General features: G+C 73.4%; 16 protein-coding genes. 8 read left to right on the top strand and 8 right to left on the bottom strand.

Annotated elements, in window-relative coordinates:
• The coding region (locus ACSNOG_RS24220) for a MarR family winged helix-turn-helix transcriptional regulator (protein WP_436754814.1) at nucleotides 1-472 on the top strand (472 nt) is incomplete at its 5' end.
• 38 nt (nucleotides 473-510) lie between these two features.
• Here the strand turns inward: ACSNOG_RS24220 and ACSNOG_RS24225 are convergent.
• Nucleotides 511-1,422: a nitroreductase/quinone reductase family protein gene (locus tag ACSNOG_RS24225; protein ID WP_436754815.1), complete on the bottom strand. Its 912-nt coding sequence runs from the start codon at nucleotides 1,420-1,422 to the stop codon at nucleotides 511-513.
• Between the two features lie 601 nt (nucleotides 1,423-2,023).
• Here ACSNOG_RS24225 and ACSNOG_RS24230 point away from each other — a divergent pair.
• Together ACSNOG_RS24230 and ACSNOG_RS24235 are read left to right on the top strand one after the other, a co-directional pair.
• Entirely contained in the window at nucleotides 2,024-2,614 is a 591-nt protein-coding gene (locus tag ACSNOG_RS24230; RefSeq protein ID WP_436754816.1) for a dihydrofolate reductase family protein, read from the top strand.
• A gap of 118 nt (nucleotides 2,615-2,732) precedes the next feature.
• Nucleotides 2,733-3,947, top strand: coding sequence for a glycosyltransferase (locus tag ACSNOG_RS24235; RefSeq protein WP_436754817.1), 1,215 nt, complete (start codon nucleotides 2,733-2,735; stop codon nucleotides 3,945-3,947).
• 108 nt (nucleotides 3,948-4,055) lie between these two features.
• Here ACSNOG_RS24235 and ACSNOG_RS24240 read toward each other — a convergent pair whose 3' ends face one another.
• The gene (locus ACSNOG_RS24240) at nucleotides 4,056-6,980 is read right to left on the bottom strand and encodes an NACHT domain-containing protein (protein WP_436754818.1); all 2,925 of its coding nucleotides are present in this window, start codon (nucleotides 6,978-6,980) and stop codon (nucleotides 4,056-4,058) included.
• Between the two features lie 214 nt (nucleotides 6,981-7,194).
• On the bottom strand, nucleotides 7,195-8,238 hold the full coding sequence (locus ACSNOG_RS24245; protein ID WP_436754819.1) for a hypothetical protein: 1,044 nt from the start codon (nucleotides 8,236-8,238) through the stop codon (nucleotides 7,195-7,197).
• Nucleotides 8,239-8,458: 220 nt separating this feature from the next.
• Between ACSNOG_RS24245 and ACSNOG_RS24250 the strand changes: the two genes are divergently transcribed.
• From ACSNOG_RS24250 to ACSNOG_RS24265, 4 genes are read left to right on the top strand one after another with little or no spacing between them, the layout of a single operon-like run.
• Nucleotides 8,459-10,690, top strand: coding sequence for a HAMP domain-containing protein (locus tag ACSNOG_RS24250; protein WP_436754820.1), 2,232 nt, complete (start codon nucleotides 8,459-8,461; stop codon nucleotides 10,688-10,690).
• 4 nt (nucleotides 10,691-10,694) lie between these two features.
• The gene (gene pgsB / locus ACSNOG_RS24255; protein ID WP_436754821.1) at nucleotides 10,695-11,972 is read left to right on the top strand and encodes a poly-gamma-glutamate synthase PgsB; all 1,278 of its coding nucleotides are present in this window, start codon (nucleotides 10,695-10,697) and stop codon (nucleotides 11,970-11,972) included.
• The gene (locus tag ACSNOG_RS24260; RefSeq protein WP_030365939.1) at nucleotides 11,969-12,451 is read left to right on the top strand and encodes a poly-gamma-glutamate biosynthesis protein PgsC/CapC; all 483 of its coding nucleotides are present in this window, start codon (nucleotides 11,969-11,971) and stop codon (nucleotides 12,449-12,451) included. The genes pgsB and ACSNOG_RS24260 overlap by 4 nt, the downstream gene beginning before the upstream one ends.
• A gap of 28 nt (nucleotides 12,452-12,479) precedes the next feature.
• Nucleotides 12,480-13,586 carry a C40 family peptidase gene (locus ACSNOG_RS24265; protein ID WP_436754822.1) on the top strand — a complete coding sequence of 369 codons (1,107 nt, stop codon included), beginning with the start codon at nucleotides 12,480-12,482 and terminating at the stop codon, nucleotides 13,584-13,586.
• 26 nt (nucleotides 13,587-13,612) lie between these two features.
• Here the strand turns inward: ACSNOG_RS24265 and ACSNOG_RS24270 are convergent, their stop codons facing one another.
• Together ACSNOG_RS24270 and ACSNOG_RS24275 are read right to left on the bottom strand one after the other, a co-directional pair.
• Complete coding sequence (locus tag ACSNOG_RS24270) at nucleotides 13,613-14,152, bottom strand: hypothetical protein (RefSeq protein WP_436754823.1); 540 nt, start codon at nucleotides 14,150-14,152, stop codon at nucleotides 13,613-13,615.
• Nucleotides 14,153-14,234: 82 nt separating this feature from the next.
• Nucleotides 14,235-15,341 carry a hypothetical protein gene (locus ACSNOG_RS24275; RefSeq protein ID WP_436754824.1) on the bottom strand — a complete coding sequence of 369 codons (1,107 nt, stop codon included), beginning with the start codon at nucleotides 15,339-15,341 and terminating at the stop codon, nucleotides 14,235-14,237.
• 155 nt (nucleotides 15,342-15,496) lie between these two features.
• On the opposite strand from ACSNOG_RS24275, the gene ACSNOG_RS24280 reads away from it, so the two are divergent.
• Nucleotides 15,497-15,883 (top strand): NTP pyrophosphohydrolase, encoded by a 387-nt coding sequence (locus tag ACSNOG_RS24280; RefSeq protein WP_436754825.1) that lies wholly within the window; start codon nucleotides 15,497-15,499, stop codon nucleotides 15,881-15,883.
• A 14-nt stretch (nucleotides 15,884-15,897) separates the two neighbouring features.
• Here the strand turns inward: ACSNOG_RS24280 and ACSNOG_RS24285 are convergent, their stop codons facing one another.
• The 3 genes from ACSNOG_RS24285 to ACSNOG_RS24295 form a co-directional block, all read right to left on the bottom strand.
• Complete coding sequence (locus tag ACSNOG_RS24285; RefSeq protein WP_436754826.1) at nucleotides 15,898-17,400, bottom strand: amino acid permease; 1,503 nt, start codon at nucleotides 17,398-17,400, stop codon at nucleotides 15,898-15,900.
• A 322-nt stretch (nucleotides 17,401-17,722) separates the two neighbouring features.
• The gene (gene dxs / locus ACSNOG_RS24290) at nucleotides 17,723-19,651 is read right to left on the bottom strand and encodes a 1-deoxy-D-xylulose-5-phosphate synthase (protein ID WP_436754827.1); all 1,929 of its coding nucleotides are present in this window, start codon (nucleotides 19,649-19,651) and stop codon (nucleotides 17,723-17,725) included.
• A gap of 474 nt (nucleotides 19,652-20,125) precedes the next feature.
• Nucleotides 20,126-21,422, bottom strand: a 1,297-nt coding sequence (locus tag ACSNOG_RS24295) for a sugar ABC transporter permease (RefSeq protein WP_436754828.1), incomplete at its 5' end; no start/stop codon positions are given.

The following is a 21,422-nucleotide window of genomic DNA, read 5'->3' on the forward strand; positions in this document are numbered from 1 at the left end:
CACCCCGCCGTCCTGCCCCGATGCCGCCCCCGCCCTGCCGCTGTGCGCCGGGGGCGGCGGCCAGGTCAGCCACGCCATCGCCCGCGTCGCCCGGGCCCACCGCAGCACCGCCGGCAACCTGCTGCGCAAGCTCGGGCTCTACCCGGGGCAGGAGCTGCTGATGATGCTGCTGTGGGAGTCCGGGCCGCAGCGCCAGTCCGAACTGATCAAGCTGCTCGGCCTCGACCCCTCGACCGTGACCCGCATGGTCCAGCGGCTGGAGCAGACCGGCCTGGTCACCCGGTCCCCGTGCCCCGGCGACCGCCGCGCCGTCCTGGTGGAGACCACGGCGGCGGGCGAGGCGCTGCGCAAGGAGGTGGAGCAGGTGTGGCAGGAGCTGGAGGAACGCACCCTGGCCGGCCTCGCCGAGGACGACCGCAAGGAGCTGACCCGGCTCCTGTCCCACCTGGAGGCCAACCTCACGGGCTGCTGAACGCCCCGCCCCCTTCCGCGCTCACCGCCGCGCGCACGCTAAGAGGCCGGCGGGAAGGGAACCCCGGCCAGGAGCGGCAGGAGCGTCTCCTCCTCGTAGTCGAGGTGTGCCGTCAGCTCTTCCGACATCCGCTCCAGCTCCGCACGGAACCGCACCGGGTCGGCACCGGCGATGTCGGCCAGGAGGGCGCTCAGCTCGCCCTGGAGACGGGCGACCGTGCGGTGCTCGGCGCGCAGCCGTGCGAAGGCGTCGGCGAGGTGGGGGTGGCGGGCCTCCATCGCCGGGAACATGTGCCGGTCCTCGCCGGCGTGGTGGAACTCCAGCGACTGGCAGAACGCCAGGCAGTGCTGGCGGATCTGCAGCCCGAGTCCCGGTGCCGGCGGCTCGCCCGGCCCCTGGTGCGCCGCCCGCGCGGCGAAGTGGGCCTCGGTCTCGGCGCGCACGTGCTCGAGCTGCGCGCGGAGCCAGACGTGTACCTCCACGAGCTCGTCGGCGAGGGTCCGCACCGGGGAGGGGGCATCGGCCGCGGCCCCGCCCGCGGGGCGCTCCAGGACCACCACCGGCAGGGTGCGGGTGGTCCTCTCCTGGTACGTGCCGTAGCCGGGCTGGGCGCTCACCACGTGCGCGAACAGCCGGTCGCGGCGCTCTCCTTCGGCGGGCACCGCGACCGCCTCGTACGCCTCGGTGCCGATCTCCACCCGGACGACGGGGTGGGCCAGCAGGTTGTGGTACCAGTCCGGGTGCCGCGGGGCCCCGAGGTTGGACCCGACGACCATGAGCAGGACGTCGTGGCGCACGTAGCCGAGCGGCGTGGTGCGCTCCACGCCGGACCGCGCACCGGTCGTGGTCAGCAACAGCAGGTCGCCGCCCTCGAAGGGGCCGCCGACCTTTCCGCCGTTGGCCCGGAACTCGTCGATGACGGACTGGTTGAAAGAAGACGCGCTGGACATACGGGGTGGGCTCTCCGAAAAATGCAGGGCGGACCGCGCGGACCGGCACGGAGATGCCTGGTCGGCGCGGGAACGCCTGAAGACGGGAATCCGCGCGAGGCGGAGGAACACAAGAAGGGAAAGGGCGCGCAGAGCGCGCGCCGGGCGCAGAGCGCATGGGCGCACGGAAGGTGCGCCTGCGTCAGGCTCAGCCTGCGAAGCGTGAATTCATGGGAAGACCCCTGCACAACGGGTGGTCGCCCGGCTGCCGGCCGGCCCAGTTCTCTTTGGCCGGCGCCACGCGCCACACGCCCATTAGACCGACAGGCCCCGGCCCGCGTCAACGCCGGAGATCACGGCTGTCACGGGAGACCCGGCCGGCCTCGGCGGACCGGAGAGGAGAGGAGAGGAGAGGAGGAAGGGGGCGAGAAGGGGAGGGGAAAGGGGCCCCCGCTCTTTCCATGATCAAGATATAGCGCACAGGGGGGCTTGCGGCAAGGCCCCGGTCATGCCGCAGAATCGCCCACCTGACCCGGAAACCCCAGGTCAGGCCGGGTGTCCGCGACCTGAGCCGTACCCGCGCCACCCACCGCCCCCTCCCCTGAAGAAATGCGAGCACCTCTTGCGCAAGCTGACCTACTACGTCGCCGCCACCCTCGACGGCTACATCGCCGGTCCCGAAGGTCAGTACGACTTCTTCCCCTTCGCCGGCGAGGAGGCCGCCGCGGTCCTGGCGGACTTCCCCGAGACGATGCCCACGCCCGCGCGCGAGCCGCTGGGCATCGCCGACCGGGCCGCCCGGCGGTTCGACACGGTGATCATGGGCCGCGCCACCTACGAGCCGGGGCTGAAGATGGGGTGGACCAGCCCGTACGCCCACCTCACGCAGTACGTCGTCTCCCGCACGCTCACCAGCCCCGACCCGGCAGTGACCGTCGTCGACGACCCGGTCGCGCTCGTCCGTGAGCTCAAGCAGCAGGACGGCATGGACATCTGGCTGTGCGGAGGCGGCAAACTGGCGGCCGCCCTGCGCGACGAGATCGACGAACTGATCATCAAGCGCAACCCCCTCGTCATCGGGTCCGGCGTCCCCCTCTTCGACGGGCCCTTCGCCCCGATGGACTTCGCCCCGGTCGCCACGCGATCCTTCGACTCCGGCCTCACCATCAGCACCTTCTCCAAGGTGCTGCCCACGGCGGACGAGCAGGGCTGACGAGCGGATCCGACGAGCGGATCCGACGAGGAAAGCCGACGGGCGGCCGGCGCCCGGACGCAGCACCCCTTTCGGCCGTGACCGGAGGCCGGAATCTACAGAAGTGAGAATGACGAAAATGCGTGTGTTGGTGTCGACGTACGGGGCGCGCGGGAGCGTCGAGCCGATGGTGGGGCTCGCGGTGCGGCTGCGGGAACTCGGCGCGGAGGTGCGGGTGTGCGCGCCGCCGGACGAGGAGTTCGCGCAGCTGCTGGCCGGCGCCGGTGTGCCGCTGGTGCCGGTCGGTGCGCCGGTGCGTCCCCTCGTGACCACGGTCGTGCCCGGGTCGGCGGCGGGCCTGGCGCAGCGCACGGCCGACTTGATGGCGGCGCAGTTCGGCCCGGTCGCCGCGGCGGCCGAGGGATGTGACGCGCTGGTGGCGACCGGGCCGCTGCCGGTCACGGCGAGCGGACGGTCGGTGGCCGAGAAGCTGGGCATCCGCTACGTGCACGCGAGTCACACGCCGGTCAGCCTGCCCTCGCCCCACCAGCCTCCGCCCGCACGGCGGGGCCGCCCCCTGCCGCCGGGGGTGAGCGACAACCTGGAGCTGTGGGACCTGGACGCCCGCAACGCGAACGAGATGTTCGGTGAGGTGCTCAACGCCCACCGGGCGGCGAACGGCCTGCCGGCGGTGGACAACGTCCGCGACTACGCCTTCTCCGGCAGCCCGTGGCTGGCGACGGACCCGGTCCTGAGCCCGTGGCGGCCGACGGACCTCGGCGTCGTACAGACCGGCGCGTGGTTCCGGCCGGACGAACGCCCGCTCCCGGACGAGCTGGTGGCGTTCCTGGACGCCGGCGCGCCGCCCGTGTACGCGGGCTTCGGCAGCATGCCCATGAGCGCCGCGAAGGACGTCGCCCGGGCGGCCGTCGAGGCGATCCGCGCACAGGGCCGTCGCGCGATCGTCTCCCGTGGCTGGGCCGGACTCGAGCTGATCGACGATCAGGACGACTGCTTCTCCGTCGGCGAGGTCAACCACCAGGCGCTGTTCGCCCGAGTGGCCGCCGTCGTGCACCACGGCAGCGCGGGCACCACGACGACGGCCGCCCGGGCCGGTGTGCCCCAGGTGGTGGTGCCCCAGGGGGCGGACCAGCCGTACTGGGCCGAAAGGGTGGCCGATCTGGGCATCGGCGTGGCGCACGACGGTCCGGCTCCGACGGCCGGTTCCCTGTCGGCCGCGCTCGGGACGGCCCTGGCACCGGAGACCCGGGTACGAGCGCAGGCCGTGGCCGGCACGGTCCGCACCGACGGGGCGACGGTGGCGGCGAAACTGCTGCTCGACGCCGTCAGCTGAGAGAGGCCGCCGGTGTCCGTGTGAACGGCACGGGGCCGGCGAGCCGCGGCCGGGGGCCGGTGCCCGGTGCCCGGTGCCCGGTGCCCGGTGCCCGGCAGCAGCTGCTGCTCACGCCACCGGCGCCGGAACCCTGCGCTCGTCGTCGTCCGCGGCTCCCGCGAGACGCTGCTGGAGCCGCAAGTGGCGGAACTCGTAGTGCGCGCCCGACTGGCGCAGGACGCCGCGGCGGTGGGCCTCTTCGAGGAAGGCCATGAGCCGCCAGGGTGCCCGGCCGGTGACGGCCAGCCAGATGCGGGCCGCGCCGAGCCGGCCCCAGGCGCTCAGCGCGAGCGCGGAGGTGCCGAGCGGCACCCACAGTTCGGTGTGCATGGTGCCCAGCGCGCCGCCGTTGCCGACCAGCCGGATCAGCGCCAGGCACACGCCGCCCGCGAGGACGGCGGCGATGGCGCTGCGCGCCGCGGTGGCGGCGCGGTCGGTGCGCAGGGTGCTCTGGGGGCCGGCGGCGCGGAGGGTGTCGGAAGGGGTGCTCAGGGCGCGGTAGACGCCTGAGGCGCAGCCTCCGATGGCGCCGATCAGCACGCCGAACTCGGCGAGCGGGACGACGACGTCGCCGATGACGGACGGGGCGCTGCGGTACGCGAGCCACAGCCGGACGTCGTGCGGCAGTTCGGTCACCACGTTCCAGGCGTCTGCGGGAGGGCGGCCCGCCGCATGGAGCACCGGCCCGCCGTGCTCCATGCGGATGCGCACCGGCTGGTGGAAGGGGTGCGGCGTGCGTCCGTTGTGCGCGATGCGGCTGCGGCGCGGTACGGCGAGCGGCTTGAGGTGCGGGCCGCGGGGGAGCAGCTCGCCCGCGTACGGCTTCGCGGAGTCGACGGTGCGGATGCCGTCGGGCGACTCCCGGACGTACCAGCCGCCGACCCGCTGACCATCCGTCAGCGAGGGGGCCGACCGGACCTCGTACGCCGCGAACGCGCCCACGACGCCGCCGACGACCGCGGAGACGGACACCCCGATGAGCGAGCAGACGAGGAACCCGCGCAGCAGACCGGTCCCGAAGCCGCGGAGCACGGCGGCAGGGCCCGTGAAGGGTGCCGCGGCCCGTTCGCCGTGGCGCTGCCCGGCCAGGAACAGGAGCAGCCCGGCCACGAAGCAGATCGTGGCCGGTACGACGAGCCGGACGACCAGGAGGACCGGTACGGCGAAGGTGAGGCCGGCCGCCAGTGCGCGGACGGCCCCCGGGCCGCTCGCGCTGCCGGCCCACGGCAGGCCCAGCGGGGGCGGGCGCCGGGGCAGGCCGGCGACGGCGAAGAGCATCGACAGGATCAGCCCGAAGGCGCACCCGTTGAAGAACCAGATGGGCCGCGGCGTGACCGCGTCCCCCAGCCTCAGGCCGAAGAGCGGCGGCGCGAGGAGGCCGCACACCGCGGCCAGGGGCGCGGCGATGGCGGTCAGCGTCACCGCCATGCGGGCCAGCCGGCGCGGCCCTTGCGGGGTGTCCGCCGTGCCGGGCAGCAGGCGGGCGAACCCGCAGCACAGGCCCACGAGGACGCCCGTGAGGTGGAGGACCATCGACAGCGAGCTGTCCCACTCGCCGACGACGCCGTTGCCGAACCAGGCCAGCGGCACCAGCAGCGCGGCCGTCGCGAGGAGGGCCAGCAGGGCGGGGCCGATCACGCGCAGCGCCTTCGGCATCGCGTCCGGCAGCTCCCACCAGGCGAGCCGCCACGTGCCGCGCCGGCGGTCCTGACCGTCGCGGTCCGGACCGTGGCGCCCTCCGTCGCGGTGACGGCCCGGATCGCCGCCGTCCAGGTCGCGGGCGAGCCGGCGGAGCCAGCGGTGGGCCGCGTCCGGCCGCCAGGTGCTTCCGGGCGCGTCGCCGAAGGCCGCGGGCACGAAGGCGTCCAGCAGGTGTTCCTCGATGCTCTCCGCCGTGGGGAAGCGCGCCGCGTCCAGGAGCTCGGCCGGGTCGCGGGAGGTGTCCCCGTAGACGGTGCGGGCCAGGGCCACCATCAGCGGCGTGCCCAGCACCTCGGTCAGCGGCCCCGGGGGCGCCTCCAGCACCGGAGTCCACGAGGTCGAGCCCCGGCCGTCCGGCCGTGCGGTGCGCTCCAGGTAGTGGCGCGCCGTGCCGAAGTCGAGCCGCCGCAACTCGACGACTTCCGCGGCGGTCAGGACGTCGCCGGCCTCCACGGCGCGGGTCCAGGCGGTGGTGCGGCAGGTGAGCAGGACGGGCAGCCGTTCGTCCAGCTCCCCGTTGAGCCGCCGCATCGCCTCGCCCTGCACCGGCGGGGGAAGCTCGTCGAAGCCGTCGAGCACGGGCAGGACGAGCCCGGCCCGCAGCAGGCCGTGGGCCAGGACGGAGTCGCCGTCCGAGGCGGCCAGCGCGGGGTACTCCGCGGAGAGCCGTTCCGCGAGCCACGCCCGCAGGGTGAGGGCCTGCGGATTCCACCCGGCGAGAGGGAAGAACACGGGCACCGGACCGCCCCGCCGCCGGGCGGCGAGCATCCCCAGGACGAACTGCACGGCGAGGATGCTCTTGCCCGCCCCCGGGCCGCCCAGGACCACCAGCCGGCGCGACGGCACCGCCGCGAACGCCTCGACGACCCGGTCGAGCTGCTGATCGCCGTCGCGCGGCGGGGGCACCGGGCGCCCCCGGTGGACGTTGCCCGGATGGTCGGCGAGCGGCGGGCCGACGCGGGACCAGCGGACGCACAGCGGCTCCGGGTCCTGGAGCCGGCGCAGCTGCGCCTCCGCGTCCCACTGGCTGCGCACGGCTTCGGCGAGGGCGTCGGCCGCCCGCGGCCCGCGGCCCGCCCCGTCGAGGGGGTCACGGTCGTCGGGGCCGTTCAGGAGGTCGGCGACGAAGGCGAACGCCGAGACCAGGGCGGAGACGACGGAGATCCACGTCGCCGTCCCGGGGCTGTCGACGTCACCCCGCCACAGCACGACGGCCAGGCCGGCCAGAGCCGCGCAGGCCAGCCCGAGCCCGATGCGTCGTTGCGCGCGCGCCCGGCGCAGTGGCGCCCCCATAGGCTCCCCCGTCTCCGACTCCCGGCCGCCGCGGGACCGGCACCGGCACTGGCACTGGCACCGGCACCGGCACCGGCACCGACATAGGGGCCAGCTAACCCCTCCCCCTCGGTCCCCGGTACGGAAATCGCCCGAAGGCCACCCGGCGGAGCGAACCGTCAGCTCCGTTTTGCGCCAGGGTCGTTTTGTGCCCCACCCGTTCCACGCCCCGCCGTCAGCGCTGCCCCGCGCCCCACCTCGTGGCCACCTCCAGCAGCGCCCGCACCGCCTTCGCCACGAGCCCGTCGTCGTCCCGTACCCGGCGGTTGTGCTCCACGTGCAGGAACGGCACCCCCGCCTCCTCCGCGTACTCGCCCTCCACGTTCGTACGCCCCTCGAGGCGGCCGCAGTAGCGCTCCCAGACCTCGCAGACGCGCAGGCCCTGGGCGCGGTAGGCGGCGGCGAGGCGGACGGCGGAGGGGAGGCCCTCCTCGCCCTTGCCGGGGGAGACGACGACGTCGTGGTCGGGGAGGCTGCTGTCGGCGAAGCCGTGGACCTGGACGGCGGGCAGGCGGCGGTCGGCGAGGGCGGCTGCGACGGCGGCGAAGACGGAGTCGCGGCGGTGGGCGACGTCCGCGGCGTCGGGGCCGTCCCCGGAGTCCGCCGCGCGGTGCGCGCCGGCCAGGACGAGCACGCCGCCCGGGGCGCCGCGCAGGAGCCCGATGCCGAGCTGCTCGGTGCGCTGGTCGGCGGAGGGGTGCGGGACCTGGACCTGCCAGCGGGCGGGGCCGCGCAGGTCCACGTAGACGCGCCCCCAGCCGCGCCGGACCTCGCCCTCCCGCGTGGCGTCGGCGACCTCCGCGTACCGTGCGCCGCCGCTGCTGTCGACCAGGGTGCGCACCGCGTACCCGATGCCGCCCAGCCGGCGCACGGCCGCGGTGCGGTCCCCGTCGAGGAGGGCGCGCACGCCCTCGGCGGCGGCGCGGCGCTCGCGCTCGGAGGGGATGCGGTAGCTGCCGTCGGCGGTGATGCCGTCGGTGTAGTCGGTGATGCGGCGGGCGAGATCGACGGTGCCGGTGCCGGGGGGCTGCGGCGCGGCCCTGCGCGACCTGGTGGTGTCCTTGCGCCCGCCCCCGCCCCCGTCGCCGTCCGCGGCCGACGTGCCCCCGCAGCCGGCCGCCCCGGCCAGGGCCAGCGCAGCGAGCAGCACGCAGGCCGGCACCGTACGGGCGACGCGGATCATGCGCGCTGTACGGGCGGCATCCGGCTGGGTCGTCATGCCGGCAAAAGTACCCCGGAGCCGCACGCTTTCCCGCCCCTACTTCAACTGCACCCGATACGCACGCACATGAGCTACATGTCGCCAAGGTTTTGTCAATACTTTATGTTCCACTTAGAATTCTGCGGTTCCCGTTAGTCCACCCTGATGAGCGGCAAGCAGAACAAGGTATTCCGCCGTCCCGGCAATGCCGTGCCGCGGCCGAAAGGAATACCCAGCGATGCCGCCCTCCGCTCCGCGCGGCGCGCGTCGGCGCAAGATACGCCGGCGCGCCGACATGCCGCTGCTCGGCGGCGCCCGCCCGCCGATCGCCGCGCTCCTGGCGCTGCTGCTACTGGTGGCCGGGGCGACCGCCCTGGTGCTGGGCGATCACGACCGGGCCGCCGTCGACAAGGCCGTGCTGAGCTCGCAGCAGCGGGTGGCGGAGGACGGCGCGCTCGCCCTGCGGGCCTCCCTGGACGAGAGCGTCACCGATCTCCAGCGCGCCGCCGCGCTGTTCACCGGGCCCGAGGCCGTACCGGCGGACACCGTCCTGGACAAGCTCGGCAAGGTCTACAACAAGTGGCGCGGCCTCGCGGTCATCGACCCCGCCGGGGGCAGCCTGCTGGCCGCGCGCGGCGAAACGATTCCCCTGGCCGATGTCCTCAAGGGTGGCGGGGACAAAAATTCCGATAGCGGAGGAAAAGGCGACAAGGACGGCGGCCTCGCCCCCCGGCTGGTGAAGCTCCCCTCCGGTGAGACCCGCATGCTCGTCACCGCCGCCCTGCGCGACGGCGGCAAGACGCGGCTGCTCGTCGCCTCCGGCACCCTCAACGTGCCGGGCATCTCCACCGGCGAGAACCGGTCCCTGCTCGTGGTCGACTCCGCCGGCACGGTCCTCGCCAAGGACGGCCCCTCGATCACCCGGACGGCGTGGGCCAAGCGCGCCGCGAAGACTGCCGCCGCGGCGTTCGGCAAGATCCCCGAGCCCGGCGGCCACCCGGGCGCCAGCGGCCACCTCATGGGCGGCCCGGACAAGGCGCACCGCACCGCCGTGGGCTACGCGGCGGCCGGCCGCTCCCCCGGCGAGACCAGCCCCGCGGGCGGCCTCGGCCTGTCCGTGGTCACCTCCGTCAAGATCACGGAGGACGCCAAGGCGGTGCGCACCCAGGCCTTCGGGCTGGTGGCCGCCGCCGTACTGCTCGTCCTCGCCGTGCTCGTCACCTGGATCCTGATCCGCACGGTCCAGCGCCCGCTGATCCAGCTGTACCTGGAGAGCCGCAGGATCGGCCGCGGCGAGCTCGACCGGCCGGTGCGCAGGTTCCGCGGCCGCGAGCCGGCCCGGATCGGCGCCGCCCTGGAGAGCCTGCGCGGCCAGCTGCTCGGCGGCCGGCCCACCCGCACCGGCCGGGCCCGCGGCGGCTTCGGCACCCGCGCCACCGTCATCGTCTGCGGCGTCGTCCTGCTCGCCTGGGCCGCGCCGCTCCTGCTGCTCCTCAACCGCGCCGGCAGCGGCGTGACCGTCCCCAAGCAGCTGGTCGAGGACCAGCGCCGGCGCACGGACACCGCCGCCGACCGCGTCCGCAAGGCGCTCAACGAGGGCTGGGCCGACGTCGCCTCCGTCGCGCAGATCGTCGGGGCGGGCGGCGGCAAGGACGACGCCGCCGACAAGGCCGTCCTGCAGACGACGCTGCGCGAGCACCCGCGCTACCGCGCCGTCTACGTCCTCGACGCCGACGGCAAGGTCCTCACCCGCGCCGGGGCCTCCCCGCGCCACCCCGGCGGCCGCAAGCCGTATGCGGACTCCGTCGCCCAGCTCAACACCTCCGGCAAGGAGCCCGCGGTCGCCGCGTACGCGGCCGTGCCCGGCGGCAAGGGCCGCACCGTCGTCGGCGAGTACGACCCGCAGTTCCTGATCTCCATGGTCACCCGGCCCGGCCTGGGCCAGGTGTGGCTCGTGGACGACAAGCACCGCATCGTCGCCGCCGACCGCCAGCACGGCTTCCGCGCCTTCTCCCGGCTGCCCGGCCGCCACCTGGACGACCTCGCGGTCAAGGCGCGCAAGGCCACCAACGGCACCGCGCTGCTGCACCGCACCTCGGGCGGCTCCTCCCTCGCGGCCGCCGCGCCCTTCACCGGCGGCGGAGCGGTCCGCGACCTCGGCTGGCAGGTCGTCAGCGAGCAGCCGGCGTCCTGGCTGGAGCTGCCCGAGTACACCGCGCAGCGGCACACCATGCTCGCCGGGCTGCTCGGCGTCACCGCCGCCGTGGCCTGCCTGGGCTGGCTGCACATCCTCGTCATCCGCCCGCTGCGCACGCTCGCCGGCCGGGCGGAGGCGCTGGCCGGGGGCGACCGCAGGACGGTGCTGTTCCCCCAGCACCACGACGAGGCGGGCGCGGTCGTCCGCAACCTCGAACTGATCCGGCAGCAGCTGAACCAGAAGCAGCCGGCGCGCCCCTCCGGAAGGAACTGACGCGGTGCTCTTCCTCTACACGGTCCTGGTGATCTGCTGCGCGATCGTCCTGGTCGCGGGCGTCGTCGAGCAGCGCCGCCACTTCACCAACCTGGACATGATCCCCACCCGGGTGCTGATCAACGGCATCCGCGGCAAGAGCTCCATCACCCGGCTGTGCGCGGGCGCGCTGCGCGGCGGTGGCCTGGTCACGGTCGCCAAGACCACTGGCACCGCGGCGCGCTTCATCCACCCGGACGCCACCGAGGAGCCTGTCTACCGCAAGTTCGGCATCGCCAACGTCGTGGAGCAGATCGGCATCGTGCGGCGCGCCGCCGCGTACCGGCCGCACGCGCTGGTCATCGAGTGCATGGCCGTCATGCCGGCCCTGCAGGAGGTCAACCAGAGCAAGCTGATCCGCTCCACGATCGGCGTGCTGTGCAACGTCCGCGAGGACCACCTGGCGGAGATGGGCCCCACCCTGGACGACGTGGCCCGCTCGCTGAGCCGGTCGATGCCGCACGGCGGCATCTGCGTGACCGCCGAGCGCGACCGGCTGCACATCCTGCGCGAGGAGGCCGCCAAGCGGGACTGCGAGCTGATCGCCGTGGACCCGGAGACGGTCACCGACGCCGAGCTGCGGGGCTTCAGCTGGTTCACGTTCAAGGAGAACGTCGCCATCGCGCTCGCCGTCGCCGAGCTGCTCGGCGTCGACCGGGCCACCGCGCTGCGGGGCATGTACGACGCGCCGCCGGACCCCGGCGTGCTCTCCGTCGAGCGCTACCTCACCCCCGAGGGCCTGCCGTTCCGCTTCGCCAACATCTTCGCTGCCAACGACCCCGAGTCGACGCTGATGAACGTCGAGCAGCTGCTGAGCCTGGGCGCGATCGAGCGCCCCCTGCACGTCCTCATCAACTGCCGCCCGGACCGCGTCGAGCGCAACGGGCAGATGGGCGAGCTGATCCCCCGCCTCGAACCGGAATCGGTCTTCCTGATCGGTCACCCGACGAAGAGCGCCGCCGACGCGATCCCCGCCGAATGGCGCTCGAAGATCGTCGACCTGGGCGGCGACCGCCGCGACCCGGCCGAACTGGAGCGGGAGATCCTGGACCGGCTCGGCCCCGGCGCCTCGCTGATCGCCATCGGCAACATCCACGGCCAGGGCGAACTGCTGCTGGAGCGGCTGGCGGAACTGCCGGCGGACGAGAGCCCGCAGACGCGGCGGCCGCAGGAGCCGCAGCAGCCGGAGGAGCCCCCGGTGTACGTGCCGACCTACATCGATCCCACAGGAGACTTCCGTTGATCCCCGCCGTCCTCACCCCGGAGATCGCCGCCATCGGGATCGCCCTGGGCCTGCTGTTCTCCCTGGTCTGCTACCTGACGACCAACCTCTCCCCCGGCGGCATGATCACCCCGGGCTGGCTGGCCCTCACCCTCGTCGAGAGCCTGCAGCGCGCCGCGATGGTCGTCGGCATCACCGTCCTGACGTACCTGGCGACGCTCTTGCTGCAGCGCTACGTCATCCTCTACGGCAAGCGGCTGTTCGCGGCGGTCGTACTGACCGGCGTGGTGCTGCAGGCGACGCTCTACGTCATCCTGCAGCAGCAGTTCCCGCTGATGTACGCCAACCAGACGCTCGGCTTCATCGTCCCCGGCCTGATCGCCTACCAGCTCGTGCGCCAGCCGCGCGGCGCGACCCTGCTGGCCACCGGCACGGTCTCGCTCGCCAACTACGTCGTCCTGACCGCCGGCATCCTGCTGGGCTTCATGCCCACCGCCTGAACTTCCCGACCCCACGGAGCGCAGCCCCATGACGAAGGACCGGAACAAAGGCCGGAGCAAGGGCCGGAACAAGAGCCGCAACAAGGGCCCGACCGGCCGCCACGCCCTCCACGCCCTGGTCGTGCTCGGCCTGCTCGGCACCAGCGCGTACCTCACGGTGGAGCTGCGCGAGAAGCAGGACACCACGGCGCCGCCGGTCCAGTCCGTCTCCGGCGCCGGGGGAACGTCCGCCGCCAAGCCCGCCTCCGGGGAGCGGCGCTACGAGCGGCTGGCCAACCCGGCCCGCACCGTCGTGCGCGCCGCGGACGGCGGCGTCCTCGCCACCTTCAGCGACGGCGCCCGCACCGCCGTCCTCACCGGCGCGAGCCGCACCTTCACCGAGCCCAAGTACACCTCGGCGAAGGTCACCACGGACAGCTGGGTGCGCCTGCTGCCGGAAGCGTGGAAGGAGGGCTCCGAGAAGTCCGCCTGGTTCAAGGACTGGTTCAGCAAGTCCCTGGGCAGCAAGGACCCCGACATCTTCGCCTTCGCCATGGAGTACCTCGAAGGAGCCCCGCAGAAAAAGGACGCCCAGGGCGTCCCGTACGCCGGCGACGCCCAGTTCGGCCCGCTCAACCCCAACGGGTCGGTGGCGGGCGACCTGCGCCTGGAGCAGTCCGACTTCTACGACTACCTGGGCATCCCCTACCGCTTCCGCGACGGCACCGTGGAACAGCCCGAGCGCCAGCGCTTCCGGGCCATGGACTGCTCGGGCTTCATCCGCACCGTCTTCGGCTACCGCGCCCGCTACCCCCTGATGGCCAAGGACGTCAAGGGCGACGGCCTCCCGCGCACCGCCAACGGCATGGCCCGGCTCTCCCCCGGCGTACCCGTACTGGAGCTCACCGGCAAGCGCCCCGAGGCCACGGACCGGCTCCAGCCGGGCGACCTCGTCTTCTTCGACATCGACAAGCGCACCGGCGAACGCCTGGACCACGTCGGCATCTACATGGGCCTCGACACCGACGGCAAGCCCCGCTTCATCTCCAGCCGCGAGGAAGCCAACGGCCCCACCTTCGGCGACAAGGGCGGCACGGCCCGCCTGGACGGCAACGGCTTCTACGCGGCGGGCTTGCGGAGCGCGAAGCGGCTGTGAGGGCGGGGGCGGGATCGGCCCGCTGGTCAGAGCCAGCTGATACGGGCGGCGTCGGCCTGCTCGCCCGCCGGCGGCCGGGCCAGCTCGCCGCGCACCACACCCTCGTGCATCCGGCGTACGGCCGCCATGATCTCCGGCACCGCCGCCCGCAGGTCCGCCGCGTCGGACGGCCCGGCCTCGCTCTCGTCGACCCCCGCCTCGGCCAGCAGCCCGCCGAGGTCCGACAGCCGCCCGGCGACCCAGTCCAGCGGGGCGGCGGACAGCGCTTCGGTGAAGACCCTCCCGCCGGGGTTCCAGTCGTCGAACCTCGGGTGGTGATGGGCCCGGTCGAGGCTTCCGGGCGGCCCGGACACCGACTCCAGCAGGTCGGCCCGCCATATCGGGCGGTCGAGGGCGATGGGCCGTGAGGAGTAGATGGTTCCCTTCAACTCCCCCCGCCGGAAGAGCCGGACCTCAAGGCGCACTCCCCGTTCCGCGCCTTCCTGACCGGGGAGCGGATCAGGATCGACGAAGTACATGTCGCTCGCCACCACGCCGATGCGCTCGAACCCCAAGGCGTACAGCACGAAGCCTCCCGGAGGGCTGACAGCCGCCGACAACGCTTGCTGCAGGGACACGTGCAGTGTGCCCCCGCAGCGCCGCGGCGCGCTACACCCGCTGCCACTCCCCCAGCGCCAGGCCCGGCTCGTCGGTGCGCTGGCGGGCCACGCGCAGGTGGCCGTCCGTGCCGAGGACGGCGACGGTGATGAGACCGTTCCCGTCGAGGGCGAGGGCCGGTGCGCCCGTGAACTCCTCGCCGGTCTCCGACCACTGCGCGGCCAGCGTCTCGTCGCCGCTGGGGCACACGGCGACGGCCGGCAGGCCGGAGGCCGCGCGCTGAGCCAGCACGGTGCAGGCGTGGCCGTCGAGGACGGCGTGCAGCACGGCGACCGGGCCGCTGCCCGTGCCGCCCACCGAGACGGTGGCCGGCTCGGCGTCGGTGTCGGCGCCCTCAGCGGTGTCGGCGCCCTCGGCGGACGCCGGTTCCGGGGCGAGGGTCTGCAGGCTGCCGTCCGCCGCGTCGCGCCAGAAGTGGGTGACCCGGTCGTCGCCGGTGACCCCGGCCGTGGCCGAGCAAGCACCCGGCTTGGCGGGGACGTTGCGCACGCGCCGCACCGGGCCGCCCGGCTGCTCCTGGCGCCAGCGCAGGACGAACTCGGACGCGGGGCCGAGCAGTTCGACGCGGCCGGACGGCGTCGCGGTGGCGGTCAGGCCGTCGAGGACGTGACTGCCCTTCATGTCCGCCCAGGGGCTCCAGATGCCGCGGGCGTCCTGCCGGCGGCCGCAGACGCCGCCGCCGGAGTTGCGCACGAAGACGTGCAGGCCGGTGGAGTCGACGGCGGCGGTGGGGACGCCCAGCTGGGCGGAGCGCTGCCGGTCCGCGCCGTGGGGCGAGCCGATCGACCGCCAGTTCGTCGGCGGCCGGCCGGACTGGAACTGGGTGGCGTACACGATGTCGGTGTCGGCCTCGCCCGCCTCGGTCTCGCGCTGCCGCACGCCGACGAGGTACACGTACCCCTGGGGGCTCTGCGCTATGGACAGGCAGGCCTCCAGGCCGGGGACGGCCAGCAGCTCCGGGCCCGTCCACTGGGGGCCGCCGGGCCGGGTCTCGGTCCAGCGCACGACACCGCCCTCGGCCGGTGCGTAGGCCGTCAGACGGCCGTCGCTCCCCCTCAGTAGCCAGCCGGTGACCGGGGTGGCCGTACGCACTGCCATGACTCGCTGCCAGCCTTTCTCACATGCGGCTCTCGCATTCGGCCTCGGTCGCGCTGCGCTCGGAGCCCGTTTGTCGACCCTCGACAATAACATCGTGGCCGGTCAGGGCCTCCTGCCGCGGGCCGCGTACAGGGCCGGCGTGCGAGGCTTGGGGCATGAGCGCCCTCCTCCCCGTCCTCCTCGTCGTGGACTCCGCGAACGTCGTCGGCTCGGTGCCGGACGGCTGGTGGCGCGACCGCCGCGCGGCCACCGAAAGGCTCCGGGACCACCTCGCGGACCGTGCGGACCGCGGCGACGGTGAGCTGTTCGCCGGCGCCCCCGAGGTCGTCCTCGTGGTGGAGGGCAAGGCGCGCGGCGTCGGCCCGGTGCCGGGCGTACGGATCGAGGAGGCCGCGGGGAGCGGCGACGACCGGATCGCGGAGCTCGTGGCGGCCCGGGAGGCGGGCCGCCGGTGCGTGGTCGTCACCGCCGACCGCGGGCTGCGGGCCCGCGTGACCTCCTGCGGCGCGGAGGTGGCGGGCCCGAGCGCGGTACGCCCGTAGCGGGGCGGGCGCGGCTACGGGACGCGGCTGTGCTGCCGCCCGTAGACGAAGTAGACGACGACGCCGACGACCATCCACACGGCGAACCGCAGCCACGTCTCGGCCGTCAGGTTGAGCATCAGCCACAGCGAGGCCACGACCGACAGGACGGGCACCAGGGGCACCAGCGGGGTGCGGAAGGCCCGGGGCAGGTCGGGCCGCTTGCGGCGGAGGATGACGACGCCGAGGGCCACGACGACGAACGCGAAGAGCGTGCCGATGTTGACGAGTTCGGCGAGGACGTCGATCGAGGTGAAGCCCGCGAGCACGGCCACGACCACGCCGAGCAGGATCGTGGAGCGGTACGGCGTGCCGTACTTCGGGTGGACGCGGGAGAAGATCCTCGGCAGCAGCCCGTCGCGGCTCATCGCGAAGAACACCCGGCTCTGCCCCAGCAGCAGGATCATGCAGACGGTCGTCAGGCCGACGGCCGCGCCGAAGCTGATGAGCCCGGCCCAGAACGGGTGCCCGGTGGCCTTGAAGGCGTCGGCGAGCGGCGCGTCCGTGGACAGCTCGGTGTACTTCTGCATGCCGGTGACGACGACGGACACGGCCACGTAGAGCAGCGTGCAGATGGCGAGGGAGCCGAGGATGCCGCGCGGCACGTCGCGCTGGGGGTTGCGGGTCTCCTCGGCGGCGGTGGCGACGATGTCGAAGCCGATGAAGGCGAAGAAGACGACGGCGGCGGCCGAGAAGATGCCCATGGCGCCGAAGTTCGACGGGGAGAAGCCGAACATCAGCTGGATGAGCGGCGCCTGGATGTCGCCTCCGGCCGTGGTGCTCTGGGACTCGGGGATGAACGGGTCGTAGTTGGAGCCGGTGATGAAGAAGGCCCCGACGATGATCACGATCAGCACGACGGTGACCTTGATCGCGACCACGACGGCCGTCACGCGCGAGGACAGCTTCATGCCGAGGACGAGGATCGCCGTCAGCACCAGGACGAGGATGCAGGCGAGGAGGTCGAAGCCGAAGCTGCCGTTGTGCGTGCCCTCCAGGACGGTGGGCAGGTGCCAGCCCGCGTTGTCCAGCAGCGAGCGGATGTAGCCGGACCAGCCGACGGCGACGACCGCGCACCCCAGCGCCAGCTCCAGGATCAGGTCCCAGCCGATGATCCAGGCGGGCAGCTCGCCGAGGGAGGCGTAGGAGAAGGTGTACGCGGAGCCGGCGACCGGCACGGTGGAGGCGAACTCGGCGTAGCACAGCGCCGCGAGCCCGCAGACGATGCCGGCGAGGACGAAGGCGAGCGCCACCGACGGGCCGGCGTTCTCCTTGGCGACCTTGCCGGTGAGGACGAAGATGCCGGTGCCGATGACGACACCGACGCCGAAGACGGTCAGATCGAAGGCCGTGAGGGACTTCTTGAGGGCGTGCTCGGGCTCCTCGGTGTCCCGGATGGACTGCTCCACCGACTTGGTCCGGAAGATCCCACGCTTGCCGCGGGGCTCCCGGAGGGGCTGTTCGTTGCTCGTGCTCATCGGCCCACCTCCACCTGCTCGCACACTCTTCGCCGTCGCTGCCGTCGCTCACCGTGAACTGAGCGAGTGTCCGCGATGATCCGGGGCGCGGGGTGGCCGGACCTGCCACCCACCCTCAGGATTCACCCGATGGGACGCAGGGGCCCCTATGCATACGGACCGGTCGGACCACCCGGATAGGTGGTCCGACCGGTCCGTGAAGGAGCGGCCGGGCCGAGGGCGCGCCGACGACTGCTGCGGGCCCTCACGCCCCGTAAGGGGCGCGGGGAACTGCGCGAGCAACCACAGACGACCCGCGGCCGACGAACGGCAGAGGCGGGGCCTAGTCCCCTACAGGCTCCGCAACGACCTCGGCCGCATCCTCGATGCGACCATCGAGCTTGGCGACGAGCCCCGTCACCTGCCGCGCGATGTCCGGCGCGGTCAGCCCGATCTCGGCCATGACCTCCTTGCGGGAGGCGTGGTCGAGGAAGAGCGGCGGGATGCCGAAGTCGCGCAGCGGCAGGTCGACGCCCGCGTCGCGCAGCGCCTGGGCGACGGCCGAGCCGACGCCGCCGACGCGGCTGTTGTCCTCGACGGTGACGACGACGCGGTGCTCGGCGGCGAGGCCGGGCAGGGCCTCGTCGACGGGCTTGACCCAGCGCGGGTCGACGACGGTCGCGGAGATGCCCTGCTTGTCGAGGAGGTCGGCGATCTCCAGGCACATCGGGGCGAGCGCGCCGACGGAGACGATGAGGACGTCGGGGCGCGCCACGGCGTCGGCGGGGCGGCGCAGCACGTCCATGCCGCCGACGCGGCCGACGGCCTCGACGGCCGGGCCGACGGTGCCCTTGGAGTAGCGCACGACGGTGGGGGCGTCCTTGACCTCGACGGCCTCGCGCAGCTGGGCGCGGACCTGGTCGGCGTCGCGCGGGGCGGCGATGCGCAGGCCGGGGACGACCTGCAGGATCGACATGTCCCACATGCCGTTGTGCGAGGCGCCGTCGTCGCCGGTGACGCCGGCGCGGTCCAGGACGAAGGTGACGCCGCACTTGTGCAGGGCGACGTCCATCAGGACCTGGTCGAAGGCGCGGTTGAGGAACGTGGCGTAGACGGCGAAGACCGGGTGCAGGCCGCCGGTGGCCAGGCCGGCCGCGGAGGTGGCGGCGTGCTGCTCGGCAATGCCGACGTCGTAGACGCGCTCGGGGAAGGCCTTGGCGAACTTGCCGAGGCCGACCGGCTGCATCATGGCCGCCGTGATGGCGACGATGTCCTCGCGCTCCTTGCCGAGCTCGACCATCTCGTCGGCGAAGACGGAGGTCCAGCTGGCGCCGGAGGAGGCGAGGGGCAGGCCGGTGTCGGGGTGGATCGCGCCGATGCCGTGGAAGCGGTCGGCCTCGTTCTGCTCGGCGTGCTTGTAGCCGCGGCCCTTCTGGGTCAGGCAGTGCACGAGGACCGGGCCGCCGAAGCGCTTGGCGCGCTGCAGGGCGGACTCCAGGGCCTCGATGTCGTGGCCGTCGATCGGGCCGACGTACTTCAGGCCCAGGTCCTCGAACATGCCCTGCGGGGCGATGAAGTCCTTCAGGCCCTTCTTCGCGCCGTGCAGCGTCTCGTACAGCGGCTTCCCGACGACCGGGGTGCGCTCGAGGATGTCCTTGCCGCGGGCCAGGAAGCGCTCGTAGCCGTCCGTGGTGCGCAGGGTGGCCAGGTGGTTGGCGAGGCCGCCGATGGTGGGCTCGTAGGAGCGCTCGTTGTCGTTGACGACGATCACGAGCGGGCGGTCCTTGGCGACGGCGATGTTGTTCAGCGCCTCCCAGGCCATGCCGCCGGTGAGCGCGCCGTCACCGATGACCGCGACGACGTGGTCGTCCTTGCCGAGGACCTGGTTGGCCTTGGCGAGGCCGTCGGCCCAGCCGAGCACGGTGGAGGCGTGGCTGTTCTCGATCACGTCGTGGGCGGACTCGGCGCGCGAGGGATAGCCGGACAGGCCGTCCTTGGCGCGCAGCTTCGAGAAGTCCTGGCGGCCGGTGAGCAGCTTGTGGACGTACGCCTGGTGCCCGGTGTCGAAGAGGACCTTGTCCTTCGGCGAGTCGAAGACCCGGTGGAGGGCGATGGTGAGCTCGACCACGCCCAGGTTGGGCCCGAGGTGCCCGCCGGTCTTGGAGACGGCGTCGACGAGGAAGGTGCGGATCTCCGCGGCGAGCCGGTCGAGCTGCTCCGGGCTGAGCCGGTCCAGGTCGCGCGGTTCCCTGATGCGGGTCAGCAGGGCCACCCGTGCCTCCTCTTCGTCGAGCTGTCGGCTTGTAGAAACGTGCAGAAGTCCTGAGGACCCTCTGGATCCGTCGGAGGAACCGCCGGAGGATCCGCCGGAGGAACCTCTAGATCCGTCGAGTCTAATGTTCCGCCCGCCGTGGCGATGAACGGGTGATGCGACCCGGGTCACGCGAACGGGCGTACGGGCCCCCAAACCGCTCGAAACGGCACGGGTGGGCCCGGGCTCACGAGAGCCCGGGCCCACCCGTTCGCACCTTTACCCGCAGGTACCGTTCATACGTACCCGTTCGTACGTACGAGGCCTACGCCCGTCCGGCGTACGCGCCGCACGGGCCTGTGCCGGGCCCGCGTATGCAGGAGGCCTACGCCCGGCCCGCGTGCGCAGGGCCTGCGCCAGGGCCGCGTACGCAGGAGGCCTGTGTCCTGCCCGCGTATGCAGCGGGCCTACGCCCGCCCCGCGTACGCAGGAGGCCTACGCCCGGCCCGCGGTCTTCTGTGTCTTCCGGGAGACCGAGTCGATCACCACCGCGGCCAGCAGCACCGCGCCCGTGATCATGTACTGGACCGCCGAGGCGATGCCCAGCAGCGCCATGCCCGACGCGATCGACTGGATCACCAGCACGCCCAGCAGGGCGGACCAGGTCTTGCCGCGCCCGCCGAAGAGGCTGGTGCCGCCGATGACGGCCGCGGCGATGGCGTTCATCAGCAGGCTGCCGGCCCCGGAGGACTGGTTCGCGGCGTTGATCTGCGACGCCAGGAACATGCCGCCGACGGCCGCCATCGTCCCGGAGAGGGCGAAGACGGAGATCCGGACCGCGGCGACGTTGATGCCGGCGCGGCGGGCCGCCTCCACGCTGCCGCCGAGGGCGAAGACCTTCCGCCCGTACGGCGTGCGGCGCAGCACGAGGTCGAGCGCCACGACGACCCCGAGGAAGATCACCACGGCCAGCGGCAGGCCCTTGTACTGGTTGAAGAGCCAGGCCACCACGTAGGCGGGCACGGCCAGCGCCACCGTGCGCAGCACGATCTCGCTGAGCGGCCTGCTGGGCACGCCCGCGGCCTCGCGCCGCCTGCTGTCGCGGAAGGACACCAGGAAGAACGCGGCCACGGCCAGCGTCGCCAGCCCGTAGGCGGCGGAGACGTCGCTGAAGTAGTGATTGGTGAGACCGGCGACGATGCCGGAGTCGTCGAGGTTGATGGTGCCGTTGGAGCCGAGCACCTGGAGCATCAGGCCGTTCCAGCCGAGCAGACCGGCCAGGGTGACGACGAACGCGGGCACGCCAATCCGGGCGAAGAAGAACCCGTGCAGGGCGCCGATGAGGGTGCCCGAGAGGATCGCGAGGACCAGCGCCAGCCACTCCGGCATGCCGTGGCTGACGTTCAGCACGGCGAAGACGGCCGCCGCGAGCCCGCTGACGGAGCCCACGGAGAGGTCGATCTCGCCGAGGATCAGCACGAAGACGATGCCGACGGCGATCAGGCCGGTGCCGGCGGCGGTGACGAAGAGGTTGTTCAGGTTCTCCGCACCGAGGAAGGCCGAGTCCCGCAGCTGGAAGACCAGGGCGATGACGATCAGCCCGACGATCACGGGGAGGGACCCGAGCTCGCCGCTGCGGAGCTTGCGGAGGAACTCGCCCCAGTAGCCGGCGAAGCCCTCCTCGCGGACGAGGAGCCGGGGGTCGACGGCGGGAACGGCGTCGTGGGCGGGGGCCTGGCCGTTGGCGGCACCGTTGACGGCGCCGCCGACGGCACCGCCGGCCGGGCCGCCG

The organism is Streptomyces sp. URMC 124, from assembly GCF_051386455.1.
GTDB lineage: Bacteria > Actinomycetota > Actinomycetes > Streptomycetales > Streptomycetaceae > Streptomyces.